The sequence below is a fragment of the Flavobacterium sp. SM2513 genome (assembly GCF_050908145.1).
Lineage (GTDB): Bacteria > Bacteroidota > Bacteroidia > Flavobacteriales > Flavobacteriaceae > Flavobacterium.
In genome coordinates this window covers 3,627,549-3,642,330 of sequence record NZ_CP194228.1, presented here as the reverse complement: position 1 = coordinate 3,642,330, position 14,782 = coordinate 3,627,549, and the positions used below count along the sequence as shown (strand labels likewise).

18 protein-coding genes are annotated in these 14,782 nt (G+C 34.7%); 5 read left to right on the top strand and 13 right to left on the bottom strand.

Annotated elements, in window-relative coordinates; translation table 11 throughout:
* Positions 1–10 precede the first annotated feature (10 nt).
* The 5 genes from ACQ5J2_RS15520 to ACQ5J2_RS15500 all read right to left on the bottom strand — a co-directional run bounded on the left by ACQ5J2_RS15520 (position 11) and on the right by ACQ5J2_RS15500 (position 3,238).
* Positions 11–583 (bottom strand): pentapeptide repeat-containing protein, encoded by a 573-nt coding sequence (locus ACQ5J2_RS15520; protein ID WP_432671372.1) that lies wholly within the window; start codon positions 581–583, stop codon positions 11–13.
* The gene (locus tag ACQ5J2_RS15515; protein ID WP_432671371.1) at positions 580–804 is read right to left on the bottom strand and encodes a DUF6095 family protein; all 225 of its coding nucleotides are present in this window, start codon (positions 802–804) and stop codon (positions 580–582) included. Before ACQ5J2_RS15515 ends, ACQ5J2_RS15520 begins: the two co-directional genes overlap by 4 nt.
* Positions 805–808: 4 nt before the next feature.
* Positions 809–1,624 carry an N-acetylmuramic acid 6-phosphate etherase gene (gene murQ / locus ACQ5J2_RS15510; protein WP_432671370.1) on the bottom strand — a complete coding sequence of 272 codons (816 nt, stop codon included), beginning with the start codon at positions 1,622–1,624 and terminating at the stop codon, positions 809–811.
* Positions 1,625–1,677: 53 nt separating this feature from the next.
* Complete coding sequence (locus tag ACQ5J2_RS15505; RefSeq protein ID WP_432671369.1) at positions 1,678–2,385, bottom strand: ZIP family metal transporter; 708 nt, start codon at positions 2,383–2,385, stop codon at positions 1,678–1,680.
* A gap of 88 nt (positions 2,386–2,473) precedes the next feature.
* Entirely contained in the window at positions 2,474–3,238 is a 765-nt protein-coding gene (locus ACQ5J2_RS15500; RefSeq protein WP_432671368.1) for a class I SAM-dependent methyltransferase, read from the bottom strand.
* 87 nt (positions 3,239–3,325) lie between these two features.
* Here ACQ5J2_RS15500 and ACQ5J2_RS15495 point away from each other — a divergent pair, with 87 nt between their 5' ends.
* Complete coding sequence (locus ACQ5J2_RS15495) at positions 3,326–4,489, top strand: THUMP domain-containing class I SAM-dependent RNA methyltransferase (protein ID WP_432671367.1); 1,164 nt, start codon at positions 3,326–3,328, stop codon at positions 4,487–4,489.
* A 16-nt stretch (positions 4,490–4,505) separates the two neighbouring features.
* On the top strand, positions 4,506–4,739 hold the full coding sequence (locus ACQ5J2_RS15490) for a hypothetical protein (protein WP_432671366.1): 234 nt from the start codon (positions 4,506–4,508) through the stop codon (positions 4,737–4,739).
* A gap of 139 nt (positions 4,740–4,878) precedes the next feature.
* Here ACQ5J2_RS15490 and ACQ5J2_RS15485 read toward each other — a convergent pair whose 3' ends face one another.
* From ACQ5J2_RS15485 to rlmD, 3 genes are all read right to left on the bottom strand, one after another.
* A complete protein-coding gene (locus ACQ5J2_RS15485; protein ID WP_432671365.1) occupies positions 4,879–5,595 on the bottom strand; it encodes a DUF6048 family protein in 717 nt (238 codons plus the stop codon).
* A complete protein-coding gene (locus ACQ5J2_RS15480; RefSeq protein WP_432671364.1) occupies positions 5,567–6,109 on the bottom strand; it encodes a DUF6452 family protein in 543 nt (180 codons plus the stop codon). Before ACQ5J2_RS15480 ends, ACQ5J2_RS15485 begins: the two co-directional genes overlap by 29 nt.
* A 66-nt stretch (positions 6,110–6,175) precedes the next feature.
* Positions 6,176–7,591, bottom strand: coding sequence for a 23S rRNA (uracil(1939)-C(5))-methyltransferase RlmD (gene rlmD / locus ACQ5J2_RS15475; RefSeq protein ID WP_432671363.1), 1,416 nt, complete (start codon positions 7,589–7,591; stop codon positions 6,176–6,178).
* Positions 7,592–7,733: 142 nt separating this feature from the next.
* Here rlmD and ACQ5J2_RS15470 point away from each other — a divergent pair, with 142 nt between their 5' ends.
* Positions 7,734–8,792, top strand: a complete 1,059-nt coding sequence (locus tag ACQ5J2_RS15470; protein ID WP_432671362.1) for a sensor histidine kinase — start codon at positions 7,734–7,736, stop codon at positions 8,790–8,792.
* Between the two features lie 414 nt (positions 8,793–9,206).
* The gene (locus ACQ5J2_RS15465) at positions 9,207–9,596 is read left to right on the top strand and encodes a GreA/GreB family elongation factor (protein ID WP_432671361.1); all 390 of its coding nucleotides are present in this window, start codon (positions 9,207–9,209) and stop codon (positions 9,594–9,596) included.
* A 97-nt stretch (positions 9,597–9,693) separates the two neighbouring features.
* Here the strand turns inward: ACQ5J2_RS15465 and ACQ5J2_RS15460 are convergent, their stop codons facing one another.
* From ACQ5J2_RS15460 to ACQ5J2_RS15445, 4 genes are all read right to left on the bottom strand, one after another.
* Positions 9,694–10,119: a hypothetical protein gene (locus ACQ5J2_RS15460; protein ID WP_432671360.1), complete on the bottom strand. Its 426-nt coding sequence runs from the start codon at positions 10,117–10,119 to the stop codon at positions 9,694–9,696.
* A gap of 5 nt (positions 10,120–10,124) precedes the next feature.
* Positions 10,125–10,352 (bottom strand): hypothetical protein, encoded by a 228-nt coding sequence (locus ACQ5J2_RS15455; protein WP_432671359.1) that lies wholly within the window; start codon positions 10,350–10,352, stop codon positions 10,125–10,127.
* Positions 10,353–10,556: 204 nt separating this feature from the next.
* Entirely contained in the window at positions 10,557–11,240 is a 684-nt protein-coding gene (locus ACQ5J2_RS15450; RefSeq protein ID WP_432671358.1) for a hypothetical protein, read from the bottom strand.
* A 576-nt stretch (positions 11,241–11,816) separates the two neighbouring features.
* Complete coding sequence (locus ACQ5J2_RS15445; protein WP_432673323.1) at positions 11,817–13,196, bottom strand: sensor histidine kinase; 1,380 nt, start codon at positions 13,194–13,196, stop codon at positions 11,817–11,819.
* A 396-nt stretch (positions 13,197–13,592) separates the two neighbouring features.
* Between ACQ5J2_RS15445 and ACQ5J2_RS15440 the strand changes: the two genes are divergently transcribed.
* Positions 13,593–14,003, top strand: a complete 411-nt coding sequence (locus tag ACQ5J2_RS15440) for an OsmC family peroxiredoxin (protein ID WP_432671357.1) — start codon at positions 13,593–13,595, stop codon at positions 14,001–14,003.
* Between the two features lie 113 nt (positions 14,004–14,116).
* Here the strand turns inward: ACQ5J2_RS15440 and ACQ5J2_RS15435 are convergent, their stop codons facing one another.
* Positions 14,117–14,740, bottom strand: a complete 624-nt coding sequence (locus tag ACQ5J2_RS15435; RefSeq protein ID WP_432671356.1) for a hypothetical protein — start codon at positions 14,738–14,740, stop codon at positions 14,117–14,119.
* Positions 14,741–14,782: the final 42 nt, after the last annotated feature.

The following is a 14,782-nucleotide window of genomic DNA, read 5'->3' as shown; positions in this document are numbered from 1 at the left end:
ATGGTGTACGCTAAACAATTTTGATATCATATTTTTCTAATAAACCAGGAATTCCTTGCAAGCTGAATCGTGCTTTTTTCAAAACATTAAACTCAGGGTCAATTTGATAATTAGAGGCTGAAGTAAAGTTACACTCCGTTAAGTTAGTGTCATTGAAAATTGCTCCAGCTAAATTACATTTTTCAAATACAGATTGCTTTAAATGCGTTCCTTCAAACGAAACTTCTTTTAGTGAACTAGACATAAACTTGGTCTTAGGCATTTTTTTATTGGCAAAAGAAGCAAAGTCTAAAACACAGTTTTCAAATTCAACTTGAAAAAGAAAATCGTCGCAGGTATGAAATGCAATTCCCAACAGTTTGCAGTTTTTGAAAACCACATTTTTCAAACTCGAGCCTAATAGTTCAAGCACTGAAAGGTTGCAATCGATGAATTCGCAGTCCATAAACGTGCTCGATAAAAAAGCGGTATTGGAAAAATCACAATCTTTGAAAATACAGTTTTCAAATTCGCGCGAACTTACTTTTTGGCCCGTATAAACGACCTTTTCAAAGGTTTTATGCAAATGAAGTAGTTCCTTCATGAAGATTTAAATAAACTGTTCGTGATTTTTAGTAATCCTCTGAATGCCAATAAGGCACCACCAAAACACATTGTAATTCCGATGCTCAAAATTAGCCAAAACAGCGGTTGTTGCTTATTTATAAAGGCAAAATGAATTACCGCTGGACCAACGAACATAAGGGGTAAAGAACATGCCATAAACACGATTCCTTTGTTTAGAATTTCTTTATTTGTTGCCATAATTTTATTTGTTTAAAAACGCATTGACTGCATTTCTGACGCTTCCGTGCTGCAAAAGCAACCCTTTTGCTTCGGCAGAAGTAATGCCTATCTCGTCCATAATCATTTTAATACCACGTCGCACCAGCTTGTCGTTGCTGAGTTGCATATCGACCATTTTATTTCCTTTCACTTTACCCAGTCGAATCATTGTTGCTGTTGAAATCATGTTCAAAACCAACTTCTGAGCTGTTCCTGCTTTCATGCGTGAACTTCCTGTAACAAATTCAGGACCTACAATTACTTCAATGGGAAACTGTGCCGTTCTCGAAAGCGGACTATCTGCATTACAACTGATACTTCCTGTGATTATATTATTTTCGTTGCATTTTTGTAAACCTCCAATAACGTATGGCGTGGTTCCTGATGCGGCAATTCCGATTACCACATCTTCATCTGAAATGTCGTGTCGGTCTAAATCTAGCCATGCTTGATTGGTATCGTCTTCGGCTCGTTCTACAGCTCTGCGAATGGCAGAATCTCCACCGGCAATAATCCCATTCACTAAATCAAAGGGAACACCAAAAGTGGGTGGACATTCCGATGCATCTAAGATTCCTATACGACCGGATGTTCCTGCACCAATGTAAAATAAGCGTCCGCCCTTTTGAAGTTTTGGAACAATTTGGTTCACTAAAAGTTCAATTTGAGGCAATGCTTTTTCTACTGCAAGAGGAACAGTTTGATCTTCTTTATTGATATTTGAAAGTAATTCAGCAACCGACATCGTTTCCAGATGGTCGAAAGCGGAGGATTGTTCAGTGGTTTTAATAAATGCCATTCGGAATAAAAATTTGATTTACGAATGACCAAAGTTACTTAATTCTGTGTAAATTAATGCACATGTGGGGCATCAATTCCTAAAAAATAAGCCAAGACAATTCCGATAGCAATCATGGATAATTTTGCCAGATTAAATTTGTGGTTTTCACTGCTTTCAAAAATAATCGTGGATGAAATATGAAACAGAATTCCAATGACGATAGCGGTAATTTGAGCGTGATAATCTTTTAGAAACGTCGCATAAGATGCGGTTAACGTTCCCAATGGTGTCATTAATGCAAAAACAATCATAAAGAGAAAAATCGTGGTTTTGCTCAACTTTGTATTTAAGAAAAAAGAAGTTAAAATAACAGCAATAGGCAAGTGGTGGATTGCAATTCCCCATGCTAGGTCAGGAAGCGTACTGACTGGGAAACCTTCTAAATAAGCATGAATACACAAACTGATGAACAATAACCATGGTGTTTTTTCAAAGGTATCGTGACTGTGAACGTGTCCGTGTTCGGCACCTTTAGAGAAAAATTCTAAAACAATTTGGAACAAAATTCCAAGCATGATAAAAACACCAACAGCACTTTCTTGATGATTGTATTCTGCCGTATGATACACTTCCGGAAGCAAATGCATGACGGTAAGTGATAATAAAAATGACCCACTAAAAGCCATTAACAACTTTAGGTTGTTTTTCTTTTTTGGTTTAAGAAAAAAGGCAATTCCAAAACCAATTAAAACCGATAATAAGGGAAGTATGTAACTCATTTAGTACGTAAACTAGGGTATTTTACAAATTTAAAACCTACTTAATCTATATTCTATGCTCATTTTTCTATTTTTTCTTCGCTGATATCTATTTAAACAACATAATCAAGCGTTCGCTTTCTTTTTTGTGAAATTTCTTCAGCTTATAATCACCAAAAGTATCAAGCAAGTAAATACCGGCTTCTTCCATCATCCTTTCAAAATCTTCTAATGTCAATGCCCGAACTTTCTCAGTAAAGTGATAGTTTTGGCCATTATCTTCAAAGTCAATATCTTTAACGATAAAGCCGTCGATGACGTTTCGCTTAATGTGAAAGTCAATTCCGTCCACCGTTTTTACTTCAGTAGCAACAAGGTTTTCAATAACGGTATATACATTCATAAAATCAATTACGGCAAAACCATATTCAGTCAGACTTTCGTGAATCGATTGCAACGTTTTAAAATTATCTTCTTCATTTTCGAAATAACCAAAACTGGTAAACAAATTCAGAATAGCATCGTATTTCTGACTGCATTTCTCACGCATGTCGTGCACTTCAAAATGCAATTTATCGTTTTCGAATTTTTTGGCTTCTGCAATGCTGTTTTCTGAGAGATCTGCACCCGTAACGTCAAAACCCATTTCGTTTAAATAAATAGAGTGTCGTCCTTTTCCACAAGCAAGGTCTAAAATTTTTGCCTCTTCGGGCAAATTCAAGTAATTGACTATATTGTCCATAAAAATTTGAGCTTCCTTATCATCTCTGTCTTTGTACAAAATATGATAATAAGGGGTATCAAACCAAGATGCAAACCAATTTTCAGCGTTAGAATTCATTTTTGTTGATTCAGAATGGGGTAATTTAGACATTTATCGATTTCAATTAATTCAAGTCTGCAAATTTAGTCTATTTTTGCACAATAATTAAAAACAGTTACCCTTTTGGGCAATTTGAGTATGGAAAATTTTAGAATGGTGGCCAAAACCTTTTTTGGCTTTGAGGATATATTAGCAAAAGAACTCCAACAATTAGGAGCTCAAGATGTAGAACAAGGGGTTCGTGTGGTGACTTTTAAAGGGGATAAAGGGTTTATGTATAAAGCCAACTTGTCTTTGAGAACCGCTTTGAAAATTCTGAAACCTATTTATTTTTTCCGTGCTACAAACGAGGAAACGTTGTACAAAGGGATTCAAGGAGTGAATTGGTCAAAATTCATAAATGCCAATCAAACATTTGTGATTGACGCAACGGTGCATTCAGACCGTTTTAACCATACTGAATTTGTAGCGCAAAAATGTAAAGATGCGATTGTAGATCAATTTCGCACAAGAACAGGTCAGCGACCAAGTATTGACAAACAATATCCCGATTTACGAATCAATATTCACATTGATAAAGAGCAAGTTTCCGTAGCATTAGATACTTCTGGAAATTCATTGCACCAGAGAGGTTACCGAACGGCAACGAATATTGCACCAATTAATGAAGTTTTAGCAGCAGGAATGTTGTTGCTTTCCGGTTGGGAAGGAAAAAGTGATTTCATTGACCCAATGTGTGGTTCGGGAACTATTTTAGCGGAAGCGGCTATGATAGCATGTAATATTCCGGCAAACATCAATAGAAAAGAATTTGCTTTTGAAAAATGGAACGATTGGGACAATGATTTATTCGACCAAATTGTAGATTCACTTTTGAAAAGAGTTCGCGAATTTCATTACACCATTACCGGTTACGACAAAGCACCTTCTGCCGTAATGAAAGCGATAGACAATATTAAAAATGCAAATTTAGACGAGTATGTAAAAATCTCCGAACGCAACTTTTTTGATACAGAAAAAGAATCCAAAGGACCGCTTCACATGGTTTTTAATCCACCTTATGGCGAACGATTGGATATTGAAATGGAGCGTTTTTACAGAGAAATTGGCGATACATTTAAACAGAATTATCCAGGAACGGACGCTTGGTTCATTACAGGAAACTTGGAAGCTTTGAAATTTGTAGGATTGAAACCTTCACGAAAAATAAAATTATTTAACGGAAGTTTAGAAGCACGACTGGTAAAGTACGAAATTTACGAAGGAAGTAAGCGAACCAAATTTCAACAAATAGAAGAATAATTAAAAGAAAAACAGTATGAGTTTAAAAGTAAAAGCATTCGTTTTACAGTTAATAAGTTTTGCTACATTGTTTATTATTGTACGCTATTTGTTAGCTAGTTATACCAACTTGGAAGGCATGTGGATTTCGATAACTGCTTTTGTTATTGGAACAATTGCAGCACCTCAATTTCAAGCCGTAAAGTCAAAAGAAGGTGAGAAGCTGTTTATGAAATGGATTTTCATGAAAGACGTGAAGGAGATAAAATAAGTTATCAGTTTTCAGTGACGGTTTTCAGTTGTTTAATAGTACGTTAAAATTTATTTACAAATAAAATTTCAAAACGATGCCGAAAAGTTATTTTCAGTAAATTAACAACGATTCAAAACTGACAACAGTCAACGGATAACTATTTTTTAACAGCAACCTTCTTCTTGTAAATCGGGACAAAATAAGTCAAGGTATAGTTAAAACCTACTCCAAATTTCCCGTCATATGTGCGGTTAAATCCGGGAATGTACAAATTGTCAAAACTACCGGGTTTTTGATTGTTTACGAGGAAATTTCCACGAAGTGTAAATCCAACAAAGAAATTATTGAAAACACGCGTTTTCACTCCCGCAACTACTTCAATCCATTGAGCAGATAACCCGCTGAACTTTTGTCCTGACTGGGTATCGGGAATTTCGCCAAAATAAGGATTTGAATTGTAGATTTCGTAACTGTTTACTTCTTGGGTAAAAGTGCTCAAGCCATACCGCAAACCCAGGCTGATCATATTTTCTAAATCGAGCCAGTTTTCGTGTGCATTGTAATCGAAACCCACTTTAAAATAGGATCCTTTTGTAGTAAAGTTAACCTGGTCGTCATTAGTTGTTTTATTTTCATTCCCTAATTCGCCAGCCAGAAAATATCTTTTGGTCAATCGGTAATCACCCACAAGTTCTAAACCTTGATAGTTGCTGTCGTAAATTGTTCGTGCAAGTTTTGATAAATCAGCACCCACACGAATTCCGTAACGTTCAATTTTTGGAGGAACGACAACCGAATCTTTTTCTTGTGCTTGACTTGAAATACTGCACAAAATCAAGAGTATACTAAAAAAATATTTTAATATGTGCTTCATTTTCATCATTGATTTGGGATTGTATCACTTGGATGTTTTTAATCCAAGTTCCAGAAGTTGCATCCGGTGTATTATTCAACACAAAAGGGTCAAACAACGGATTACCATATAAATTAAACAAGGTTTTAAAACCACAACCACGAGAAACATACACATCATTTCTAGTGTAATTAATTTCTAAAATATCAGTCATTTCGATGGTTGTTTCATCGTTGTCTGAATTTAAAATCAATTTGTATTTTGTAGCATCTCCGTTAAGTCGCAAGGGTAAGTACACAACGGTATCATTCCAAGTCAATCCTCCCGATATATTTGGAAGATAATCGCTTTCATCCATTCCATCGCCTACAATTTTTAAATTGGTTGTAGCACGTGTCAGCGAAATGTTATTGTTGTCGTAAAACTCGATAACCAATCGCGGTGTCGTCGCTGTGGAAGGATCGCAAATATCATCCTTTTCACATCCTGCAAAAACGAAACTTACTAAAAGTAATGCGGCAACTATTTTCTTCATTTCCACTTAATTATTTGATAAACTATAAAGTACGCTTTCGCAAATTAGCCAAAACGCAGCAGTTGCTTATTTTCTTTTTTCTAACAAAACTACATTTTCAACATGATGCGTTTGGGGAAACATATCGACTGGACGAACGCGTGTTACTTGATATAATTCATCCATCAGAGCCAAATCTCGGGCTTGTGTTGCCGAATTGCAACTTACATAAACTACTTTTTCAGGAGCAATTTTCAATATTTCTGCAATTACATCCTTGTGCATTCCATCACGAGGTGGGTCGGTAATAATTACGTCTGGTTTTCCGTGTTGAGCAATAAAAGCTTCATTAAAAACGACTTTCATATCACCTACAAAAAACTCGCAGTTGGTAATTTCGTTTCGTTTTGCATTTACTTTTGCATCAGCAATAGCTTCGGGAACAGCTTCTACACCAATTACCTTCTTTGCGTTTTTCGAAACAAATTGCGCAATAGTACCTGTTCCTGTATATAAATCATAAACGATTTCATTTCCTGTCAATCCAGCAAAATCGCGTGTAATTTTATACAATTCATAGGCTTGTTCAGAATTGGTTTGGTAAAAAGATTTCGCATTAATGCTGAAATGCAAACCTTCCATTTCTTCTAAAATGTATTCACGACCTTTAAATAAATGTACTTTCTGGTCGTATATCGTATCATTTGGTTTTCCGTTAATTACATATTGTAACGAAGTGATTTCAGGAAAACGTTCCGCAATAAAATTCAATAATAATTCACGATTGTCTTTTTGTTCTTCAAAAAATTGAATCAAAACCATGACTTCTCCGGTTGAAGCGGTACGAATCATCAAGGTTCGTAAAAAGCCTTCGTGGTTTCTTGGATTGAAAAATTCTAAATTGTTCGCAATGGCAAAAGCACGAATTTCATTTCGAATCGCGTTAGAAGGATCTTGCTGCAAATGACATTTTTCAATATCTAAAATTTTGTCCCACATTTTTGGAATATGGAAACCCAATGCATCTTTATTTTCAAATATTTCGTCACTGTCGAGTTCTTGTTCCGTCATCCAACGTGCGTTTGAGAATCCAAACTCCATCTTATTGCGGTAAAAAAACTGTTCTTTGGAACCTAAAATGGGTTCAAATTCAGGAAGTTCTACTTTTCCAATGCGTTGCAAATGATTTTTCACCTCATTTTGTTTGTAAAACAACTGTTGGTCGTACTTCATATTTTGCCATTTACAACCGCCACATACGCCAAAATGTTGGCATACAGGTTCAGTTCTATGTTCTGAAAATTCATGAAAACGAACTGCTTTTCCTTCGTAGTACGATTTTCTTTTCTTAAACGTTTGTACATCCACGACATCGCCGGGAACTACATTGGGAATAAAAACCACTTTTCCATCTGGAGCTTTGGCAACAGAAACACCTTTGGCTCCTGCATCTAAAACTTTAATGTGGTTGAAAACTATTTTATTGGTAACTTTTCTAGACATAGGGCAAAAATACCTTTTTATTAGATTTTTAAATTCAAAAATCGAAATATTTTCATCAATTTGCGTTAATTTGCGCCATCGAAACCATATTGCCCCTATTTTCGTAAATAATTCAACGAGATTCCCCAAATCTAAAAAAGACATGAAACTTTATTCCCAATTATCCAAAGTTATATTTTTAAAAAATAGATATGTTGCCAAATTCTTATTTGTAGCATTTCTTGGAATACATATTCCATTACTAGGTTTAGTGTATTTTGTGGTTTACCACGAACAGCGACTTTCTCCCCTTAATGTTTTTCTGATTGCATTGTTGCTCACAATTGTTGCTTCAGCAGTTACATTACTTGTTCTAAAAAAATTAATGGAACCCGTACTTAGAGGTTCGAAAGCACTACGGGATTATAGATTGAACCGAACCGTTCCAAGATTACCGCTCGTGTATAATGATGAAGCAGGAGTAATGTTGCAAAATATTCAGTCAACTATTCAATTGAATCAAAAGTTATTGACTGAAAAAAAAGAATTATTTCAAATGCTGACGAATGATTTACGAAGTCAGACGCAACAAACATCTGAAATTATAAAGAATATTTTTAACGGAACGGATAAGGAAGATATAAAAGAAATGGCAACTTCAGCAGTTAAATCAATGGACCAGCAACTGAATTATGTGGAAGCTTTTATTGAAATACAAAGAGAAGAAACGTTGCTGAATGCAGAAAAAGTTGTTGTTCGAAAAGTAAACGTGGAAAATGTTCTAAATGAAGTAAAACGAAACTTTAAATCAAAATTAGAAGCTAAAAACATTAATTTAACTTTTGACATTCATGTTCAAGAGGTACGCTTGAAAGTGAGCTCTAAATCTTTACAGAAAGCCTTGTCCTATCTTTTAGCGAATGCAATAAAGTTTTCGTCTGATTCTTCAGAAGTAAATGTAAAAGTCGAAAGATCACAAGGAAGACTCATGATTTATTTCAAAGACGACGGAATGGGCTTTGAGTCCGATCAAGCAGATCATATTTTCAAAAAATTCAACACAGTGACAGAAAGTTCCGAGGAATATGCACCGGGAATTGGCTTGTACATTACACGTCAAATTTTGGAACGTTTTGGAGGAACTATCATTGCAGAAAGCGCTGGAAAGAATCAAGGCGCTACGTTTAGTATCGAGATGAAATTGTACCGATCATCTTTGTAAGAGTTAGAATAGTTTCAAAGCTTTTTAAATGAGATAATTTCTCGGCATTTGAATTAACCTTTCAACTTGTTAAAACGTTTTGTTACCCACTTTAAGTTCGTATCTTGCTGCTTTATACAAAAAAGCAATGAATTATACTTTTCATTCTACTTTAAAACCTCGTGCATTTGGACTTTTAATTTCACTGTCTCACTTGCATGACGACTCATTTCTAAAATGTTCTAAAGAGTTTATAAAGTAAGCCCTGTCGCACCCAAGACAGGGAAATCTTCCGATTCCTTTATATTATTTAAAACCATCAATAGCTTTTCGAAGCCGGTTTTTAGCGTTCTTAATCCAAGTAAAGCTTGGAGTTAAGAAGGTTTGGGTTTATTTGTAAAAATCCTTCGAAGCATTGGTACAACAAACAAAAAAATGATTCAAGAAGCTCAACAAGAAATTTTATTGACCACTGGTATTTACGATTTAATCAAAGATCATATCAGACGGAAAAAAGCAACAGTTGAAGAAGAAGAGGTACTTTTAAAGCAACTTAAGAAAGCGAAACAAGTTACTAGAAAAAACCTACCGCTAAACGTAGTTACTGTAGATGCTAAAGTAACCATCAAAAACACCGTGACGAACGAGGAAGAAATTTACACTTTTGTTGCACCAGATCGCGCAAAACGTAGAAACAATACGGAATCTATTTTGAGCACGATGGGACTTGCCCTTGTGGGATGTAAAATAGGGGATGTTATCAACTGGAACTTCAATGGTGAAGAGAAACAAATGAAAATTATGAATGTAGAGCGACTGGCTTAATGTAAGTTTTCAAATAAAAAAAGTCGGTAGTTCTTTGTGAACTACCGACTTTTTCTGTTTAAATGGATACTGTATTTCGCTGATAACACCTTTGTTTTTATGATGAAACAGAAATTAATTTATTGAGTTCGTTCGCAAACTTTCTGTAATTTTCTTTATTCTTTCCCCAATCGAAAATTTGCATAGGAAATACACAAATGGATATGAATTTCATTTTAGTTACATTCTCGTCTTTTCGTATGGTAACCTTAATATTCTCTGACCACGAGGACATGGAGAAGGCTGATGTGGCTTGAATTTCAGTACCCTCGTCGTTAATGTGTACGTTAGAGAATTTTGCCTGCTCCAAGGCTTTCATTATAAGAATTCCGCTGGTTTCAAGGTCCAGGTGCAGTATTTTTTTGGCTTTATACTTGCTCGTTCCCGCATCTGGGTTGTTGCTCAACTTCTTATACAAGAATAAACCAATACCAATACCAAGAAGGAAAATCCACCAGAAATTTGATAGTAGTGTTTGTATCATTATTTCTATTTACTAATTGGTTTAGAACCATCTTTATCGGCTTTTCTTAAACCTTTCTTATAGTTATATCTCGAGAGTAAACCCATTGATAAACCAAAAAATAGAGCAAGAAAAGCAAACTTCATTATTTTAAAATCCTCTCCTTGGGAGTATTCAAATCCTGCCATAATTGCGGCATACAGCAGTCCAGTCATTACAGCTGACTTTACAAACACTTTATTTTCTGCTTTCATTTTTATTGTTTTTTATAGTGAGTAACATTGCTACAATCAATAGTAAACTGGATACAATTCGCATCCAAAAACCTTTATCCATTGCATCCCAAGAGTCAATGAAGTTTAAAATAATTAGAAATATACTTGCGACAATTTAGATATACGCGGCAATCCGTTGCATATTATTTTATATCCCAAATATAATCTTTTTCCTAAAACAATTTAATACTTCTCCTTCTGAAAGCCCCAGTTTCTTAATTCCTGTTTGTAGGTATCCGGGTAATTGGATTTGATATTCAAAATAAGCGCGTTTAACCCCTTCTTTAGGTTCACTTTCAGCAATCTTTTTTCGCCCGATTGTAAGGAGATTTGCCCGTTTAAATGACTGAGTTGGGCTGAAAGCGTTTCATAATTCTCTTTGATAGGAGTCCAAAATGCGGTACCATATTCTTTGGTTTCAAAATCATTTTTCACCAATGCTTTAAGCAGTAACTTTAAGGACATTAATCGTTTTTCTCTATCAATGGGAAGGCTGTATCTGTTTTTATGATGCTCAATTCCAAACGAGGCATAATAACTTTTGGCACGTTCTTTTTGGAACTTATCGCTGATATACCCTTTGACGTAGCTCAAAGAATCATCCATTTGATGTTCTAAATTTTTAAGCATTCGCACAAGTTGCGGTCGGGTCGCTATCGCTTTTTGTTGCTGGTTTAAAAGTAGTGTGAAGCTACTTACTTCTGCGGTAAATGTTGCTAGAGTCAGCCACCTCAATACCAGCCAAGGATTCTCTGACCATTTCCTTGCAACAACTGCAAGTACGGCAGCCAAGTTGACTTCTGCGGCAGGAATATAGCGTTTGTGTACGGGTTTCTTTGCTTCTTGGGTTGTTTTTTCTGGTTTCATAGTAGGACAATTGATAGTTAGAAAATAGTATTTACATCAGCCTGCTGTAACACGTCTATAATTTGATAATCAGCTACCCATTCGTGCAGGACTATTCAAATGTAATTAAAAAAGTAACACCTATTACACTGTAAGGTATCTATTTACACATGAATTAAATATCACAACAGCTGTTTGCTACTTTTATACACTTGTTTTTAACAAGCTTACAGTTGTAGTCTAATTAATTTCACTAGAATTACTTTAAACTACAGGTGTAATCTATATATTTTTAATTGTTTTTAGGTGCAATACAGGTGTATTGTGTCTATTTGCATTTGTATATAGATAGCATACAGCAGTAGAATGCTTTTTTGCATTTGAATAGCCACTTAAAACAGCTGGAACAGGTTTATTTAGAGACCACAACAGCTCTCTTGCTGCCTGAAAGTGCTTTTTTGCATGAGAATAGGAGGTAAATGTGGTAGTAAATGCTACAAATACTAATCACTAAAGCGGGTGGGATGCCAAAACAACCTTGCAAACAATTCAAAATAAGCCAAAGAAAGCATTATCTTGAACTGTTGCGACTAATTTTTATGATTGTTCGTTATAGTTTTTAGGTAACGAGATGATGAATTGAGTCCCTACACCAATTTTTGATTTAATTTTTATCGTCCCTTTTAGTTTCTCGATGGCATCTTTTACAAGATATAAACCAAGGCCAGAACCTTTACTTTCGTTATTAGTAACAAAAAACATCTCAAATATCTTTGAATGAAATTCGGGTTTGATACCAATGCCATTATCTTCAATTACCAGAATGTATGAATCGTCCTCTTCGAATGCATTTATGGCGATAGAAGGTCTTTCTTTCGTAGCGTCATAATATTTAATCCCGTTGGTGTACAGATTATTGATGATGATATTTAATTTAAGTGCATTACTGTTCATTAAATCAATGGTCAAATTGGTATAAACATTAATGTTTTTAGATTCCTGCAAATATTTATTTTGTGAAATAGAGGTTTCCACAACCGTTTTTAAACTGACGTTTTCAATACTAATTTCGGATTTCTTGTTGCGGGAATAATCGATAATGTCTTTTATAAACTGGTCTTGTTTGTCTAAACTTCCATCCATAAGGGTCAGGTAGCTCTTAATTTGTTCCAAATCATCTTCAGATTTCATGACTTCTATCAGTCCTTTTAATGAAGAAATAGGAGACCTCAAATCATGCGATGCACTGTAAACAAACTTGTCAAGCTCTTTATTGACAATTAATAATTCCAAATTTGTGGCATCCGTTTTTAGTTTTGAATGATTTAATTTTTTGAGCATTCGCAGATAATAGACACTCACACTTCCTATTATAATTAGTGTAAACATCACATTAAGAAGTAATAAATATTTTTTAGCATCGCGACTACCTTCGGCAAGCGTTTCAGCAAATTTATTTCCATATTTGCTAAGTTCTACACTTAATAAATTAATTTTAACTAATAAAATAGACTTCTCTTCCTCACTTAAATTGTTAGCAACTATCTTTTGATTTACTTCATTACCTAACTCAGCTAAGTTATCAACGAGTTGATCCGCCGCTTCCCACTGTATAATTGCATCCCTAAAAAAGGAAATGGATTGAAAATTTTTATAAAGCCATATTAAATCGTCAATATCTTTAGGATTATTTCTTCCTGTTTTAAAACCAGCTTCAATAGTGTCAATGGAACCACCGTTTTCTAAGGTAAATCGAGCAATTTTATCTCCTTCCGGGATGACTAATTCTTGATTGAATAAGGACCATTCATTCTTGTTCTCGCTATATAGATACGTGATGAGGTGCAGTGTAGCATCTTTTTGCGCTTTAGAATAATGTGATTCTCCATCAATGTAAGCCCTACATGCCGATAGCGTTTTAATGGTCAGATAATTAATAATAATTAACGAAGAGCATGAAAAAAGCACGATAAGCATTGGCACAAAAAGAGTATTTCGCCTTATTTTTTTGAAGAAACGATTATCAAGCATATTGGTATTTGTAGGTTGCAAGCGGTTGAGATAATGTTTTTAAAATAAAATAACGTTGTAAATCGTTGTCATGATAATAAAGTTTAGCTACACTCGCCTGAAAAAGAGCTATTTTTGATTAATTGTAAATGTAATAAAAGTCTTTTTATTTAATAAATTTTTCTAACAATAATTATCGGATTTTTTATATTTTCTACAAAGGGTACAAATTTTAAGCTTTCAAAACCTTCTACTTTCAGGACCTTCTACTTACAAGCAGTGCTTGTTAAACTTCCCCTAAACCCTTTCCTATTTGAAAATAGAAAGATTAAATTTGACTAAATCAATAAAAAAAAAACGAACATGAAAAGAAATGCAACTGCCGTTTGGAAAGGCACCATCAAAGAAGGAAACGGAACACTAACTACCGATAGTAAAGTATTGGACAAATCCCAATATTCATTCAAAACCCGTTTTGAAGACGGAATAGGAACCAACCCAGAAGAACTTATTGCAGCCGCACATTCAGGTTGCTTTACCATGCAATTGTCCGCTTACATTGGCGAAGAAGGATTTGAAATTGAAAGTTTAGAAACCGAATGTGCCATAGATTTTCAAGACAAAAGTGTAATAGGTTCGCACCTTATGGTAAAAGGTAAGGTAAAAGGTATTTCGAAAGAAAAGTTTCAAGAATTGGTTACTAAAGCCGAAACGACTTGTCCAATTTCACGATTATTAGATACTAAAATCACTTCGGAGGCCACCTTGGTGTAAGACTTAATCCCATCAAAAAAATCCCATTGTACGCTAGTAGTATAATGGGATTTTTTATTTGAAGTAGTTCTATAAGAGTATGAAAAAGTTATCAATCTCAAGTATTGAAAGATTTAATTGAGGCTTGGAGATTTAGGCTGATGCTTTATAATTATCGTTTTCGAACTAAACACAATTGCTTGAAGCACTATTAGAATAATAATAATTAGCGCGACTACAAACTGCGACGAGGTTTTACCAGCGAGGTATAATTTCTCAGCATAGTTCATGATTTCCTTTGACTCTGCTAATTGAATTGCAGATAAATCATTCAATAGAACAAGCGCTTCGTCAACTTTATGTAAAGCAATGGGTGAATGGTTTAATGAATGCATTTCAAAATTTTTCAAGATCTGCATCAATTCTTTGGCTTTTAAGGTTTCAAGTTCGGTAAACTTTGTCTTTAAGTAGGAATCACTGGTTTCTTTGATTATTGCAAGATAATTCGAGATCCGTACGTCTTTGTCAGTTGCATCGACATCAATTTGTATGGCTTCCTTAATTTCATACAAGGAGCTTGTCATTCTTAAAATATATACTTCTGCAATCAGTCGGTCTTCATATAAGGTGCTGATGGTCATTTTTACATCATCAGTATGTTTTCGGTCAATATAATTACTTGCCAAAACTAATAAACAAAGCGATAGCAATGCCACAGATGCCAATACTTTATTCTTTATAATATGTGTCCATTTCATAACTTTTAGGTTTAATGGGTAGTAATTTATAAAAACTAGCTC